This window comes from Pseudaquabacterium pictum (assembly GCF_005403045.1).
In the GTDB taxonomy this organism is placed as follows: Bacteria; Pseudomonadota; Gammaproteobacteria; order Burkholderiales; family Burkholderiaceae_C; genus Pseudaquabacterium; species Pseudaquabacterium pictum.
Genome location: NZ_BJCL01000005.1, coordinates 90,995 through 104,666, shown reverse-complemented (window position 1 = coordinate 104,666; position 13,672 = coordinate 90,995). Strand labels below are relative to the sequence as shown.

15 protein-coding genes are annotated in these 13,672 nt (G+C 71.7%); 8 read left to right on the top strand and 7 right to left on the bottom strand.

Translation table 11 applies throughout. The features are described from left to right. The first annotated feature begins 3 nt into the window (after window positions 1-3). The 4 genes from FFT10_RS11705 to mltB are packed head-to-tail and all read left to right on the top strand — an operon-like array spanning window position 4 to window position 5,169. Window positions 4-945: an AAA family ATPase gene (locus tag FFT10_RS11705; RefSeq protein ID WP_137733005.1), complete on the top strand. Its 942-nt coding sequence runs from the start codon at window positions 4-6 to the stop codon at window positions 943-945. Further along, complete coding sequence (locus FFT10_RS11700) at window positions 942-1,898, top strand: DUF58 domain-containing protein (protein ID WP_137733004.1); 957 nt, start codon at window positions 942-944, stop codon at window positions 1,896-1,898. The genes FFT10_RS11705 and FFT10_RS11700 overlap by 4 nt, the downstream gene beginning before the upstream one ends. 2 nt (window positions 1,899-1,900) lie before the next feature. Continuing rightward, window positions 1,901-3,967 carry a transglutaminase TgpA family protein gene (locus tag FFT10_RS11695; protein ID WP_137733003.1) on the top strand — a complete coding sequence of 689 codons (2,067 nt, stop codon included), beginning with the start codon at window positions 1,901-1,903 and terminating at the stop codon, window positions 3,965-3,967. Between the two features lie 8 nt (window positions 3,968-3,975). Continuing rightward, window positions 3,976-5,169 carry a lytic murein transglycosylase B gene (mltB, locus tag FFT10_RS11690; RefSeq protein ID WP_137733002.1) on the top strand — a complete coding sequence of 398 codons (1,194 nt, stop codon included), beginning with the start codon at window positions 3,976-3,978 and terminating at the stop codon, window positions 5,167-5,169. Between the two features lie 10 nt (window positions 5,170-5,179). Here mltB and FFT10_RS11685 read toward each other — a convergent pair whose 3' ends face one another. From FFT10_RS11685 to FFT10_RS11670, 4 genes are all read right to left on the bottom strand, one after another. Next, on the bottom strand, window positions 5,180-6,097 hold the full coding sequence (locus FFT10_RS11685; RefSeq protein WP_137733001.1) for a DUF808 domain-containing protein: 918 nt from the start codon (window positions 6,095-6,097) through the stop codon (window positions 5,180-5,182). Between the two features lie 67 nt (window positions 6,098-6,164). After that, window positions 6,165-6,512: an Rz1-like lysis system protein LysC gene (gene lysC, locus FFT10_RS11680; protein WP_137733000.1), complete on the bottom strand. Its 348-nt coding sequence runs from the start codon at window positions 6,510-6,512 to the stop codon at window positions 6,165-6,167. A gap of 4 nt (window positions 6,513-6,516) precedes the next feature. Then, window positions 6,517-7,017, bottom strand: coding sequence for a hypothetical protein (locus FFT10_RS11675; protein ID WP_137732999.1), 501 nt, complete (start codon window positions 7,015-7,017; stop codon window positions 6,517-6,519). Between the two features lie 68 nt (window positions 7,018-7,085). Then, a complete protein-coding gene (locus tag FFT10_RS11670) occupies window positions 7,086-7,700 on the bottom strand; it encodes a LysE family transporter (protein WP_137732998.1) in 615 nt (204 codons plus the stop codon). Between the two features lie 42 nt (window positions 7,701-7,742). On the opposite strand from FFT10_RS11670, the gene arfB reads away from it, so the two are divergent. After that, the gene (arfB, locus tag FFT10_RS11665; RefSeq protein ID WP_137732997.1) at window positions 7,743-8,153 is read left to right on the top strand and encodes an alternative ribosome rescue aminoacyl-tRNA hydrolase ArfB; all 411 of its coding nucleotides are present in this window, start codon (window positions 7,743-7,745) and stop codon (window positions 8,151-8,153) included. A 333-nt stretch (window positions 8,154-8,486) separates the two neighbouring features. Here the strand turns inward: arfB and FFT10_RS11660 are convergent, their stop codons facing one another. Next, entirely contained in the window at window positions 8,487-9,254 is a 768-nt protein-coding gene (locus FFT10_RS11660) for a class I SAM-dependent methyltransferase (protein WP_162854856.1), read from the bottom strand. Then, window positions 9,254-9,802, bottom strand: coding sequence for a DNA-deoxyinosine glycosylase (locus FFT10_RS11655; RefSeq protein ID WP_137732995.1), 549 nt, complete (start codon window positions 9,800-9,802; stop codon window positions 9,254-9,256). Before FFT10_RS11655 ends, FFT10_RS11660 begins: the two co-directional genes overlap by 1 nt. 96 nt (window positions 9,803-9,898) lie before the next feature. Here FFT10_RS11655 and FFT10_RS11650 point away from each other — a divergent pair, with 96 nt between their 5' ends. Continuing rightward, window positions 9,899-10,711 carry a mechanosensitive ion channel family protein gene (locus tag FFT10_RS11650; RefSeq protein WP_137732994.1) on the top strand — a complete coding sequence of 271 codons (813 nt, stop codon included), beginning with the start codon at window positions 9,899-9,901 and terminating at the stop codon, window positions 10,709-10,711. On the opposite strand, the gene FFT10_RS11645 is transcribed toward FFT10_RS11650, so the two are convergent. Then, window positions 10,689-11,531 (bottom strand): TatD family hydrolase, encoded by an 843-nt coding sequence (locus FFT10_RS11645; protein ID WP_137732993.1) that lies wholly within the window; start codon window positions 11,529-11,531, stop codon window positions 10,689-10,691. The two genes, FFT10_RS11650 and FFT10_RS11645, sit on opposite strands and share 23 nt — an antisense overlap. 111 nt (window positions 11,532-11,642) lie before the next feature. On the opposite strand from FFT10_RS11645, the gene FFT10_RS11640 reads away from it, so the two are divergent. Both FFT10_RS11640 and FFT10_RS11635 read left to right on the top strand, forming a co-directional pair. Next, window positions 11,643-12,653 carry a S1C family serine protease gene (locus tag FFT10_RS11640; protein WP_137732992.1) on the top strand — a complete coding sequence of 337 codons (1,011 nt, stop codon included), beginning with the start codon at window positions 11,643-11,645 and terminating at the stop codon, window positions 12,651-12,653. Window positions 12,654-12,668: 15 nt separating this feature from the next. Further along, complete coding sequence (locus FFT10_RS11635) at window positions 12,669-13,670, top strand: AAA family ATPase (RefSeq protein ID WP_137732991.1); 1,002 nt, start codon at window positions 12,669-12,671, stop codon at window positions 13,668-13,670. Window positions 13,671-13,672: the final 2 nt, after the last annotated feature.

Here is a 13,672-nt window from a genome sequence, read left to right as displayed (position 1 = left end):
GGTATGGTGCCGCCGATGGCTGATTCCAACCTTGCGCAGCGCCTGGCGCGGCTCACAAGTCAGATTAGCACGGTCATCGTCGGCAAAGAGCCGCAGATCACCGACTGCATCGCCTGCCTGCTGGCCGGTGGCCACCTGCTGATCGAAGACCTGCCAGGCGTGGGCAAGACCACGTTGGCGCATGCGCTGGCGGTCTCGCTGGGGCTGAAGTTCTCCCGCGTGCAGTTCACCGCCGACCTGATGCCGTCCGACCTGATCGGCGTCAGCGTGTTCGAGCGCAGCAAGGAAGCCTTCAGCTTCCACCCCGGCCCGGTGTTCACCCAGGTGCTGCTGGCCGACGAGATCAACCGCGCCGGCCCCAAGACCCAGAGCGCGCTGCTGGAGGCGATGGAAGAGCAGCAGGTGACGGTGGAGAACGAGACCCGGCCGCTGCCCAAGCCGTTCTTCGTGATCGCCACCCAGAACCCCAGCGACCAGCTCGGCACCTATCCGCTGCCGGAAAGCCAGCTCGACCGCTTCCTGATGTGCATCACCCTGGGCTACCCCGACCGGGCCAGCGAGCGGGCGCTGCTGGCCGGCGTGGACCGCCGCCACCTGGTGGCCAGCCTGGGCGCGGTGATGACGCCGGCCGAGTTGGTGCTGGCGCAGTCGGCGGTGCAGCAGGTGCATGCGTCGGACGCGTTGCTGGACTACCTGCAGGCGCTGATCGCCGCCACACGGTCAGGCCAGTGGTTTGCCGAGGGCCTGAGCCCGCGCGCCGGCATCGCCATCCTGCGCGCCGCCCGCGCCCGCGCCCTGCTGGCCCAGCGCGACTACGTGGCGCCCGACGACATCCAGGCCATCCTGCCGCAGACCGCCGCGCACCGCCTGGTGCCGGTGGGCAGCGCCGGCCGCGGCCGGGTGGAGCAGGTGCGGGCCATGATCGAAGCTGTCGGCATCCCGTGATCCGCGGCCGTGTCCGGCGCTGGTTCGAGAACCGGCTGCCGCGCAGCGACAGCTGGGTGCTGACCCAGCGCAACCTCTACATCCTGCCCACCAAGGCCGGCTGGGGCTTCTGCATCACCCTGCTGGTGATGCTGCTGGCCTCGGTGAACTACCAGCTCAACCTGGGCTATGCGCTGACCTTCCTGCTCGGCGGCGCGGCGCTGGCCGCCATGCACCAGACCCACGGCAACCTGCGCCGGCTGCAGCTGCGAGTGAAGCCGCCACCGCCGGTCTTCGCCGGCGAGCCGGCGACGCTGGAGGTGGTGCTGGACAACCCCGGCGGCGAGCGCCATGCCGTCGGCCTGGGCCTGTACGGCGACCGCCAGGCCGGCATCGCCCACTGCGATGTGCCGGCCCAGGGCAGCACGCTGATGCGGCTGCGCTTCACGCCGGCGCGGCGCGGCCGGCACCCGCTGCCCACGCTGCGGGTGGAGACGCAGTTCCCGCTGGGCCTGTTCCGCGCCTGGACGGTGTGGCGGCCGGCGGCCACCGCCCTGGTCTACCCGGCGCCCGAGACACCGGCCCAGCCGCTGCCGCCCGGCCAGCCCAGCGGCGGCCATGAGCTGCAGGCCCGCAGCGGCACCGGCGGCGAATTTGAAGGCGTGCGCGCCTACCGCCGCGGTGACCCGCTGCGCCAGGTGGTGTGGAAGAAGGTGGCCCGCACCGGCGAGCTGGTCAGCCGTGACACCAGCGCCAGTGCCGCCCAGGCCCTGGTGCTGGACTACGCCGCCACTGGCGCACTGGATGCCGAGGCGCGGCTGTCGCGCCTGGCGGCCTGGGTGCTGGCGGCCGAGCGCAGCGGCCTGGGCTTCGGGCTGCGCCTGCCCGGGCAGGAGCTGCCGCAGGCCAGCGGCGAGGGCCAGCGGCGCAGCGCGCTGGAGGCGCTGGCGCTGTGGTCGCCAGCGCGGGGCTGACCATGGCCGACAGCGCCACCCCCCTGCCCCGCCAAGCCTTGCGTGCCCGCCTGGGCACCTGGCGCCAGTGGCCGCGCGAGACCCGCGACACCCTGTTCCAGCTGGTGCTGATCGGCTGGACGGTGCTGCCCCACCTGCTGCACCTGGCGCCCTGGTGCGGCGCACTGACGGTGGTGGTGCTGGGATGGCGGGCCCAGCTGGCGCTGTCCAGCGGCCAGTTGCCCAGCCGCTGGAAGGTGGCCGCGGTGCTGGCGCTGGCCATCGGTCTGACGGCCTGGACCGAGCGCACCCTGCTGGGCAAGGAGGCCGGCGTCACCCTGCTGGTGGTGCTGATGGCGCTGAAGACACTGGAGCTGCGCGCCCGCCGCGACGCGATGGTGATCTTCTTCCTCGGCTTCTTCCTGGTGCTGACACACTGCCTGTACTCGCAATCGCTGCTGACCGCGCTGCACATGGGGGTGGCCACCTGGGGCCTGCTCACCGCCCTGGTGCTGGCCCACATGCCGGTGGGCAAGCCGCCGCTGTGGCGTGCCGCCGCGGTGGCGGCACGCTCGGCGCTGCTGGGCCTGCCCCTGATGGTGGCGCTGTTCGTGCTGTTCCCGCGCTTCGGCCCGCTGTGGGGCCTGCCGCAGGATGCCGGTGGCCGCACCGGCCTGTCGGGCACGCTGCGCCTGGGCGGTGTGGCCGACCTGGCCAACGACGAGACCATCGCCTTCCGCATCCGCTTCAGCGGTGCCGAGCCGCCGAACGAGGCGCTGTATTTCCGCGGCCCGGTGCTGTCGCGCTTCGACGGCACCGAATGGCAGCCGTCGATCTTCGCAGCCCGCCGCAACCTGCAGCGGCCGCCGGACCTGCGCCCTGCCGGCAACCCGGTCGACTACGAGCTGATGCTCGAGCCGATCCGCCTGCCGCTGCTGCCCTTGCTGGAGGCCACACCGCCAGATGCCGGCATGCAGCAGCAGCTGCCCGACTGGGTGCTGTGGCAGGGCGCCGACCTGCTGTGGCACACCGACCGGCTGGTGGGTGAACGCCTGCGCCTGCGCACCCGCGCCTGGCCCTACTTCAGCCATGGCCAGCAGCTGCCGCCGCATGAACTGGCCGCGCTGCGCGACCTGCCCGACGGCTTCAACCCGCGCACCGTGGCCTGGGCGCGGCAGCTGCGGACGCAGCTGGGCGATGTCGACGCCCGCACCCTGGCCGCGGCGGTGCTGGCCCACATCCGCCAGGCCAACTATGTGTACACGCTGCAGCCGGGCCTCTACGGCCGCGATGCCATCGACGAGTTCTGGCTGGACCGCCGCGAAGGCTTCTGCGAGCACTTCGCCACCGCCTTCGTGGTGGTGATGCGGGCGCTGGGCGTGCCGGCGCGGGTGGTCACCGGCTACCAGGGCGCCGAGCCGCCCGATGCGGACGGCTTCCGGGTGGTACGGCAGAGCCATGCCCATGCCTGGGCCGAGTACTGGCTGCCCGGCGCCGGCTGGCAGCGGGCCGACCCCACCGCCGCCGTCGCGCCGGAGCGGGTGCGCGCCAGCCGCCAGCTGCCGCCGCAGCCGGGACTGGTGGCCGGCGCGCTGCAAAGCATGAACCCGGCGCTGGCCACGCAGCTGCGCCGCGCCTGGGAGCTGCTGGACAGCCGCTGGAACCAGTGGGTGATGGGCTACTCGCGCACCCGGCAGTTCGACCTGCTGGCCAAGCTGGGCGTGCGCCAGCCCGACTGGGCCGATGTGGCGCGGGCGCTGGTGATCGTGCTGTCGCTGGCGGCCAGCGCCGGCGCGGTGTGGGCCTGGATCGACCGCCGCCGGCAGGATCCCTGGCAGCGGCTGCAGGGCCTGCTGGCGGCGCGGCTGCGTGGCATCGGCGTCGATGCCCAGCCGCACCACCCGCCGCGCACCCTGGCCGCCATGGTGCGCGACCGCCACGGCCCGGGCGGCGAAGCCCTGGCGCAGACGCTGGACGCGCTGGACCGCTGGCGCTATGCCCCCGGTGCCCAGGCGCAGCTGCCCGACCGGCGCTGGTGGGCCCGGGTGTCGGCCGAAGCCGCCCGGTTGCGCGGGTCGGCCGCCGGATAATCCGGCCCATGCCCGCCGTCCCGCCTGCCGCCACCGCCCGCCGCTCCACCACCCGGGCCGTGGCCATCGCCAGCCTGGCGCTGACGCTGGGGGCCATGCCGGCGGCACCGGTGGCGGCCCAGGCCGTCAGCTCGCCGGCGGTGCGGGGCGAGGCCCGGCCGGCCAAGGCCGCCAAGGCCACGCCAGCCGCCAAGCCGTCCAAGGCGGCGCAGCGCCGCGTCTCCAGCCCCAAGATCCAGTCGGACAACGCGCCCGATGCCGTCACCTACGGCCGGCGCGACGATGCCATGGCCCTGGCCGACCAGCTGGCCCAGCAGCATGGACTGGCGCCCGACTGGGTGCGTGCCCAGCTGGCCCAGGCCCGCTACCAGCCGGCGGTGGCGCGGCTGATCATGCCGCCGCCGGCCGGCACGGCCAAGAACTGGGCGGCCTACCGCGCCCGCTTCATCGAGCCCGAGCGGGTGCGCGCCGGCGTGGCCTTCTGGGCCACGCACCAGCGCTGGCTGGATGCCGCGGCCGAGCGCTACGGCGTGCCGGCCGACATCGTGGTGGGCATCATCGGCGTGGAGACCTTCTATGGCCGCGTCACCGGCAACTTCCGGGTGCTGGATGCACTGGCCACGCTGAGCCTGGACTTCCCCAAGGGCCGCAAGGACCGCAGCGACTTCTTCCGCGACGAGCTGGGCCAGTTCCTGCGGCTGGCGCACACCGAGCAGGTCGCGCCCACGTCGATCAAGGGCTCGTTCGCCGGTGCCATCGGCCTGGGGCAGTTCATGCCCGGCAGCATCAACCGGTTCTCGGTCGACTTCGATGGCGATGGCCACATCGACATGGCCAACAACCCGGCCGACGTGATCGGCAGCGTGGCCCACTACCTGGCCGAGCACGGCTGGCAGCGCGGCATGCCCACGCACCACGCGGTGAAGCCGCCGGTCGACACCGCCGACCGCGCCGCCCTGCTGGCGCCCGACATCCTGCCCAGCTTCACCGCGGCGCAAATGGCCGAGCGCGGTGCGGTGCTGGACGCCGCCGGTGCCGCCCACCCTGGCCCGATGGCGCTGGTGGAGCTGCAGAACGGCGACGCCGCACCCAGCCATGTGGCCGGCACGCAGAACTTCTATGCCGTCACCCGCTACAACTGGAGCAGCTACTACGCGCTGGCGGTGATCGAACTGGGCCAGGCGGTGGCCGCAGCGCGCTGACCGCGCCGCATCAGTGCGCCGGCGCCGCGCCACGCATCCGCTGCACCGCCATCACCGCGGCCAGCACCACGATGCCGGCCGCCACGCCCACCAGCGCATCGGCCAGCAGCGGCACCAGGAAGCCGGCCACCGCGCCGGCGCCGGCGGTGAGGCCCTCGATGGCATGGTGCAGCCACGGCAGGCCGTGGGTGAGGATGCCGCCGCCGACCAGGAACATCGCCAGCGTGCCGACCACGCTGAGCGCCTTCATCAGCCAGGGCGCAAAGGCCAGCAGGCCGCGGCCCAGCGCCTGCTGCGCCGCGCTGGCCTGGCGGGTGAGCCACAGTCCGGCATCGTCGAGCTTGACGATGCCGGCCACCAGGCCGTAGACGCCCACCGTCATCACCAGCGCGATGCCGGCCAGCACCGCGGCCTGCTGGGCCAGCGGCGCATCGGCCACCGTGCCCAGCGAGATCACCACGATCTCGGCCGACAGGATGAAATCGGTGCGCACCGCGCCCTTGATCTTGTCCTTCTCCAGCGCCACCAGGTCCAGCGTCGGGTCAGCAAGCGCCTGCTTCAACGCGGCGCGCTCGGCGGCATCGTCGGCCGGGTTGTGCAGGTACTTGTGCGCCAGCTTCTCCACGCCCTCGAAGCACAGGTAGGCACCGCCCAGCATCAGCAGCGGCGTGATCAGCCAGGGCGCCAGCGTGGCGATCAGCAGCGCCGCCGGCACCAGGATCACCTTGTTGATGGCCGAGCCGCGGGCCACCGCCCACACCACCGGCAGCTCGCGGTCGGCCTGCACGCCGGCCACCTGCTGGGCATTGAGCGCCAGGTCGTCGCCCAGCACGCCGGCGGTCTTCTTGGCGGCCACCTTGGTCATGGTGGCCACGTCGTCCAGCACGCTGGCGATGTCGTCGAGCAGGACAAGCAGGCTGGTGGCCATGGGATCCGTGGGCGTTGGAGAGACGCCCGATCCTATGCCCTGCCGGCGGCGCCGGCCGGCACCGCGCTCAAGGCTTGTTGGCGATGCGGCGGTTCACCTCGTCCAGCGAGGCGTTGTAGTCCTGCACCGCCTTGCGGCAGTTCAGTGCCGACTGCACCAGCGCGGCATGCCGCTCGGCGCAATCCCGCAGGGCCTTGCGGTCGGCCTGGTGCAGCTCGAGCACGGCGCCGTAGGTGGCGCCGTCGGGTATGGCCTGCGGCGCGCTGCAGCGCTGGGTGAGCACGGCGTCGGCGTCGGGGCACTGCACCGGCGCCACCACCACCGGCACGGTGGGGGCGCAGCCGGCCAGCAGCAGGGCCAGCAGGGCCAGCAGGGCGGACGGGACGGTGAGGAACGGGATGGTGCGGCGGGCCATGGCGTCAGCTCCGTTGCAGCGGCGACAGCAGCTTGTCGGGCACCGGCACCTTGGCGCATTCGAAGCCGGCGATCTGGGCCTGCTGGCGGGCGACCTCGTCGCTGAGCCGCCTGTTCTCGGCCAGCAGGCGGTCACGCTCGGCGGCGCTGGTGGCGGGGTTGTCGATCAGCGCGGTGTTCTGGCGGATCTGCGTCTGCTTGCCGTCGCGTGTGCGCTTGAGATCGGCCACGGTCTTGTCGCTGTTGGCCAGCGCGGTCTTCAGCTCGTCGGTCACCTTGGCATGGTTGGCATCGCGGGCCTGCTGGGCCTGCTCGAACTTGGCCACCAGGTCGGCCTGGCTGGCCTTCAGGTCACGCTCGATCTTGTCGCGCGCGGCCACCGCTTCCTCGGCCACGACCTTGGCCTTGGCCACGGCCTCCACCGCGTCACGCCCCTTCCAGCTGCCGGCATACCAGCCGGCGCCACCGGCCAGCGCCATGATGATCAGGTAGATCAGGTTCTGCATCGCTCACCTCCGCCCGCATGCTGACACGAAAGCCGGCGGCGGCCCAGCGGGTCCACCCCCTGTGCAGGTTAGCGTGACAGTGCCAGCTTGATGCCGAAGCCCACCAGCAGCGTGCCGGCCAGCCGGTTCAGCCAGCGGGTGGCGACCGGGTTGGCGCGCAGCCGTTCGGCAAAGTGCAGCGTCAGGCCCACCGCCAGCGCGCCGTACAGGAAGGTGAGCACCGCCACCGTGGCCGCCATCACACCGAAGGTGAGCAGGCCCTGGTGGCGCGCCGGGTCGACGAACAGCGGAAAGAAGGCCATGTAGAACACGATGGCCTTGGGGTTGAGCAGGGTGATCATCAGCGCCTGGCGGAAGTACTGGCCGGCGCGGATCTGCAGCACCGGCTTGTCGCCCGGCTTGGCGGTGATCATCATCCAGCCCAGCCAGGCCAGGTAGGCCGCGCCCAGCCACTGCACCGACGAGAACAGCAACGGCGAGGTCGACAGCAGCGCCGCCATGCCGGCCACGGCCAGCCAGATCAGCACCTGGTCGCCGGCGATCACGCCCAGCGTGGCCGCCAGCCCGCCGGTCAGCCCGCCCTTGCCGGTGGACGTGACCAGCGCCAGGTTGCCCGGCCCGGGGATGGCCAGGAACACAATCACCGCCACCACGAAGGCCCCGTAGTCCATCACACCGAACATGCGCCGCTCCTGTCCCTGTCAACACGCCACCAGGCGTCGATGATGCCAGCCCCGTCAGGCCACCCGCGCGAGGACGAGTGCCAGTTCAACGCCATCCGCGCCCAGGGCGCGGGCGGGCAGAACATCAACAAGGTGAGCAACGCGGTGCACCTGCGCTACGACATCCATGCCAGCAGCCTGCCCGACGCGCTGAAGGCACGCCTGCTGGCCCTGGGCGACCAGCGCATCAGCAGCGATGGCGTGGTGGTCATCAAGGCCCAGGACCACCGCAGCCTGGAGCGCAACAAGGCCGATGCGCTGGCACGGCTGGCCGCGCTGATCGCCGATGCGGCCCATGTGGCCAAGACCCGGCGCGCCACGAAGCCCACCCGGGGATCGCAACGGCGGCGGGTCGAGGGCAAGGTGCAGCGCGGGCAGGTGAAGGCGCTGCGGGGGAAGGTCTCGGGGGAGTGACGCGTGTGGGCTCGTAGCGGCCATGCCTTGTTTGGCGCGAGGCCGAGGCCGCCGGGTACCTGGCCGACTCCATGTCCCCCGGGCCTCCGGCCCTCCTCCCAATACTTACGTCGGCCAGATACCCGACGCCCTCGTCCAGCCACCGTCTCCGCGCGCGGCGAAGGTCACAGTGGTGCCTGAGCGCCGGGCCGGGAGGGCCTGCTTTGCGGAAGTGAAGGCGGAGTCCTATGCGCCGCTTGCGGCGTGTAGGACGGGGGACATGGAGCAAAGCAGGCCCTCCCGGCCCGGCGCGATCGCGCAGAACCTCAGACCGCAACGAGCCCCATACCGCCATCAAGCCCCATGCGCCTGATACGGCCGCAACAATCGCAGCCACTTTCCGGCCTTCAAGCCGTAGCGCGCCTCGATCACCGCCGCCCGGGCTGTCAATGTCTCGCGGTCGGGCACCGCGACGTCGCGGCCGGCCACCAGGATGGTGTTGCCCTCGGCCGTCGGCGCCAGCTGCCAGAGCTGGTCGGCGCCGAAGGCGGCGGCCACCCGGGCCGCGCTGCGGTCGAAGCTGCTGTCGCGGCCGAACAGGTTCACCGCCATCAGCCCGCCCGGCGCCAGCAGGCCGCGGCAGGCGCGGTAGAAGTCCTCGTCGTCCAGCACCGGTGCGGCGGCCTCGTGGTCGTAGAGGTCGACACAGAGGGCGTCCACCGTCTGCAGGTGGGCATCGTCCAGCACCCAGCGGGCGGCGTCGGCCTCGACCACCTGCAGACGGTCATCGTCGGCCGGCAACTGGAACCACAGCCGGTTGGCGGCCACCACGCTGGGGTTGATCTCCACCGCGGTGGTGCGCCAGCGCAGCACCTGGTGGCTGAAGCGGGTGATGGCGCCGGCGCCCAGGCCCAGCTGCACCGCATGGCCCTGGCCCAGCTGATCGCTGGGCCGCCACAGCAGCCAGGCCATCATGCGCTGGATGTACTCCAGCTCCAGCTTGCGCGGGCTGCGGATGCGCATCGCACCCTGCACCCAATCGGTGCCCAGGTGCAGGTAGCGCACCCCATCGAACTCGCTGATGGTGGCGCCGGCCAGGTGGGTCTGTGTCTTCTTGGTCATCATGCCAGCCCGTGCTGGTGGAACACCGCGGCCCAGGACGCCCGCTTGCGCTCGAACGACCAGCTGGCATTGGCCGGGCTGCTCGACGGCAGCCGGTGCACCGGCAGGCCCAGCGCCGCCGTCACCCGCATCGCCCGCGCCGATTCGCCGCCGTTGTGGGCGATGGCCTGCAGCTTCGGCAGGCGCGCGGCCAGGCCAGGCAGGTCATTCGGGACAGCACCGCGGATGGCACTGTCCAGGCTGCCCTGCCGGTGGCAGCTGGCGTGGACATCCCACAGGCCCAGCCCCCGGTCTTGCATCGCTGCCAACCGTGCGGCATAGGGCAGCGCCACCAGGTCCAGGTTCCAGATGGCCGACAGCAGCGGCCAGAACTGGTTGCGCGGGTGGCCGTAGTACTGCTGCGCCGCCAGCGAAGCCACGCCGGGAAAGCTGCCCAGCAGCAGTAGGCGGGTGTCCGGCCCGGCCACCGCGGCCAGGCCCTGCAGCGGCGGCTTGGCACGGCTGTGCTGCACCGCACCATCCCCAAGTTGAACGGCGTTCAGCGGCATGGGGCTGGATGCTGCTGGTTGAATCGGCCCGGAGCCGGTGCCATCATCGCGCGCCGCCCGAGGGGGAGGCCATACAACAGACAGGAGTGATTGCGCATGAACGTCGAGACCATCGTCACTTTTCTGACCACGCAGGGCGCGGATTTCGGGCTGAAGATCCTGGGCGCGCTGGCAGCCTGGATTGTGGGCCGCTGGCTGATCGGCCTGGTGCTGCGCGCGGTGGGCGCGGCGCTGGAGCGCGGCAAGAAGGTGGATGCCACGCTGGCCAACTACCTTCGCTCGATCTTCAACGTGGTGTTGAACGTCGTGCTGGTGCTGGCCATCCTCGACATCTTCGGCGTCAAGACCACCAGCTTCGCCGCCCTGCTGGCCGGCGCCGGTCTCGCCATCGGCACCGCCTGGGGCGGCCTGCTGACGCACTTTGCCGCCGGCGTGTTCATGCAGGTGCTGCGGCCGTTCAAGGTGGGTGATTTCGTGCAGGCCGGCGGCGTCACCGGCACGGTGCACGAGGTGGGCCTGTTCGGCACCACCATCATCACACCCGACAACGTGATGACCATCGTCGGCAACAACAAGGTGTTCTCCGAGAGCATCCAGAACTACACCACCCTGCCCTACCGCCGGGTGGACTGCATGGCCAAGGTGGCCAACAGCGTCGACCCGCTGGACGCCATCGCCCGGCTGAAGGCCTCGATCACGCTGATCCCCAACGTGGCCACCACGCCCGCACCCGACATCGAGATCACCGGCTTCTCGCCCGAAGGCCCGCTGCTGTGCGTGCGGCCCTACACCCACAACAACCACTACTGGCAGGTGTACTTCGACACCCACAAGGCCATCGTCGCCACCTTCGGCGCTGCCGGCTACCCGGTGCCCGAGACCCCGATCACGCCGCGCGCGCGGGACTGAGCAGACCGGCCAGCCGCGGCAGCGCCGCCACCGCGTTGGCACTGGTGGCGGCGGCCGTCTCCGCCAGGTTCCAGCCGCGCAGCCCGGCCAGCGTGTGGGCGATGCGCGGCAACTCGGCCGGCTCGTTGCGGCCGGTGGCCTCGCCCGCATCCCGCTGCGCCGCGGTGCGGTACAGCCAGTGCGGCGGGATGTCCGGCGCGTCGGTCTCCAGCACCAGCCGGTCGGCCGGCAGGCTGCCGGCCAGACGGCGGATCTGCAGCGAACGCTCGAAGGTCATGGCGCCGCCAAAACCCATGCGGAACCCCATGGCCACGAACACCGCAGCCTGCGCATCGCTGGCATTGAACGCATGCGCGATGCCGCCAGGCACCGGCATGCGGCGCAGTCCCTTCAGCAGCCCGTCGGCCGAGCGCCGCACATGCAGCAGGACCGGCAGCCCCGCATCCCGCGCCAGCCGCAGCTGCGCCTGGTAGAAGCGCTCGGCACGCACCAGATCCAGCCCGGGCACGAAGTGATCGAGCCCGATCTCGCCCACCGCCACCAGGCGCGGGTCGTCTCGGTGGCGGGCCAGGGCGTCGGCCAGGATGTCCAGGTCGGCGTCGACGCTGCGGTCCACGTACAACGGGTGGATGCCCAGCGCGTAGGCCAGACCGTGGGCATGGGCCATCGCGCGCACGGTGTCGAAGTGGGCTGCCATCACCGCTGGCAGCACCTGCAGGGCCACGCCGGCGGCGCGGGCGCGGGCCAGCACCGCGGGACGGTCGCCATCGAACTCCGGCGCGTCCAGATGGCAATGGGTGTCGATCCAGACCGGCGTCATGCCCCCCATGATGCAGCACCGCGTCGGCATCTCCGTGCGGCTGCAGACGCCGGCTGGCCGTGATAGGGTGTTGTGCAGGTGGCCCGCTGGCGGCTGCCGGAGCCGGTGACGATGGCACGCCCCTCGATCTACAGCCGATCCCCTGCCCGCGCCGCCGGCCCTGCGCCGGCACCGGCTGCGCCGCTCGCAGCGGCTGCCGCCGGCCGCCCGCCCGCGTCCGACATGCCACCAGCCGACGTTCCGCCATCGGCCCGGCCGACATGGCGACAGCGGCTGCTGCGGCATGAGCGCTGGCTGTGGGCCACCGGGTTGGTGCTGGCGATGTTGATCGCTGGCTGGCCGGCCTGGACAGCCAAGGTGCAGCGCCCGCTGGGCATCGACCAGATCGATGCCGCACTGCGCGAGTCCATCGCCAAGGAGCCGCTGCAGGCGCCTGGCCTGGCGGCGTACGAGGCCGTGCTGCCGTCGGTGGTGCGGGTGGTGGGCGAACCGCCTGCGGCCGCATCTGCACCGCTGCAGAAGACGGCCAAGGGCGGCAAACCGGTGGTGCCCGCGCCTGACAGCGAGGATGCCGACCCGCACGGCGGCCGCAGTGTCGGCACCGGCGTGGTCATCGTCGACAAGGGCCTGATCCTGACCAACCTGCATGTGGTCGACGGCGCGGCCAAGATCACCGTCACCTTCTCCGACGGCAGCCAGAGCGAGGCCCGGGTGGTGAACCTGATGCCCGAGAACGACCTGGCGGTGCTGCAGGCGCTGACCATCCCCGACGACCTGCATGCCGCCACCATGCGCTCGACCAGCGGCCTCGCGCCTGGCGAGGCGGTGATGGCGGTGGGCTTCCCCTTCGGCATCGGGCCATCGGCCTCGCAAGGCGTGGTCTCGGGCCTGAAGCGGGAGTTCCGCTCGCCCGAGGGACGCCGCATCCTCACCAACCTGATCCAGTTCGACGCGGCGGCCAACCCGGGCAATTCCGGCGGGCCGCTGATCACCATGGACGGCCATGTGGTGGGCATCGTCACCGCCATCATGAACCCGAACGAACAGCGCACCTTCATCGGCATCGGCTTTGCCGTGCCCATCGAGAACGCCGCCGCCGGCGCCGGCCTGCCTCCTTTCTGACCTGACTGCCACGCCATGTCCAACCCACCCGTCATCGCCGCCGAAACCGCCCAGCTGATGGAGCGCATCCTCTACGAGGTCAAGCGTGTCGTCGTCGGACAAGACCGCTTCCTGGAGCGGGTGATGGTCGCCCTGCTGGCCCAGGGCCACCTGCTGGTCGAGGGCGTGCCGGGCCTGGCCAAGACGCTGACGGTGCGCACCCTGGCGGGCACGCTGCGCGGCAGCTACAAGCGCATCCAGTTCACGCCCGACCTGGTGCCGGCCGACCTGGTGGGCACGCGCATCTACAACCAGAAGACCGGCGAGTTCGGCACCACGCTGGGGCCGGTGTTCGCCAACCTGCTGCTGGCCGACGAGATCAACCGCGCGCCGGCCAAGGTGCAGAGCGCGCTGCTGGAAGTGATGCAGGAACGGCAGGTGACGATTGCCGGCGAGACGCACAAGGTGCCCGCGCCCTTCATCGTGATGGCCACCCAGAACCCGATCGAGACCGAGGGCACCTACCCGCTGCCCGAGGCCCAGGTCGACCGCTTCATGATGAAGGTGCTGGTCGACTACCCGAGCGACGAGGAAGAGTTCGTCATCGTCGAACGCGTCATCGGCCCGCCACTGGCCGCCACACCGGTGGCCAGCACCACCCAGCTGGCCGAGCTGCAGCAGCAGTGTCGGCAGGTGTATGTCGACCCCAGTCTGATCCAGTACGCGGTGAAGCTGGTGGGCGCCACCCGCCGGCCCGACAAGCACGGTCTGGGCGATCTGGCCAAGTACCTCAGCTACGGCGCCAGCCCGCGCGCCAGCATCGCCCTGGTGGAAGCGGCGCGGGCGCTGGCCTTCATGCGCGGGCGCGGCTATGTGCTGCCCGAAGACCTGGGCGACCTGGCCGCCGACTGCCTGCGCCACCGCATGGTGCTCAGCTACGAAGCGCTGGCAGAGGGCCTGACCGCCGATGCGCTGATTGCCAAGGTGATGGCCAAGCTGCCCTTGCCTGACAAGCCGCTGCAGCACCAATCGACCTGACC

Coding starts and splice junctions, on each gene's coding strand:
- FFT10_RS11705 (WP_137733005.1), top strand. CDS start 4: ATGGTGCCGCCGATGGCTGATTCCAACCTTGCGCAGCGCCTGGCGCGG.
- FFT10_RS11635 (WP_137732991.1), top strand. CDS start 12,669: ATGTCCAACCCACCCGTCATCGCCGCCGAAACCGCCCAGCTGATGGAG.
- FFT10_RS11640 (WP_137732992.1), top strand. CDS start 11,643: ATGGCACGCCCCTCGATCTACAGCCGATCCCCTGCCCGCGCCGCCGGC.
- FFT10_RS11685 (WP_137733001.1), bottom strand. CDS start 6,097: ATGGCCACCAGCCTGCTTGTCCTGCTCGACGACATCGCCAGCGTGCTG.
- FFT10_RS11695 (WP_137733003.1), top strand. CDS start 1,901: ATGGCCGACAGCGCCACCCCCCTGCCCCGCCAAGCCTTGCGTGCCCGC.
- FFT10_RS11660 (WP_162854856.1), bottom strand. CDS start 9,254: ATGACCAAGAAGACACAGACCCACCTGGCCGGCGCCACCATCAGCGAG.
- FFT10_RS11645 (WP_137732993.1), bottom strand. CDS start 11,531: ATGACGCCGGTCTGGATCGACACCCATTGCCATCTGGACGCGCCGGAG.
- FFT10_RS11655 (WP_137732995.1), bottom strand. CDS start 9,802: ATGCCGCTGAACGCCGTTCAACTTGGGGATGGTGCGGTGCAGCACAGC.
- FFT10_RS11650 (WP_137732994.1), top strand. CDS start 9,899: ATGAACGTCGAGACCATCGTCACTTTTCTGACCACGCAGGGCGCGGAT.
- FFT10_RS11675 (WP_137732999.1), bottom strand. CDS start 7,017: ATGCAGAACCTGATCTACCTGATCATCATGGCGCTGGCCGGTGGCGCC.
- FFT10_RS11670 (WP_137732998.1), bottom strand. CDS start 7,700: ATGTTCGGTGTGATGGACTACGGGGCCTTCGTGGTGGCGGTGATTGTG.
- mltB (WP_137733002.1), top strand. CDS start 3,976: ATGCCCGCCGTCCCGCCTGCCGCCACCGCCCGCCGCTCCACCACCCGG.
- lysC (WP_137733000.1), bottom strand. CDS start 6,512: ATGGCCCGCCGCACCATCCCGTTCCTCACCGTCCCGTCCGCCCTGCTG.
- arfB (WP_137732997.1), top strand. CDS start 7,743: ATGCCAGCCCCGTCAGGCCACCCGCGCGAGGACGAGTGCCAGTTCAAC.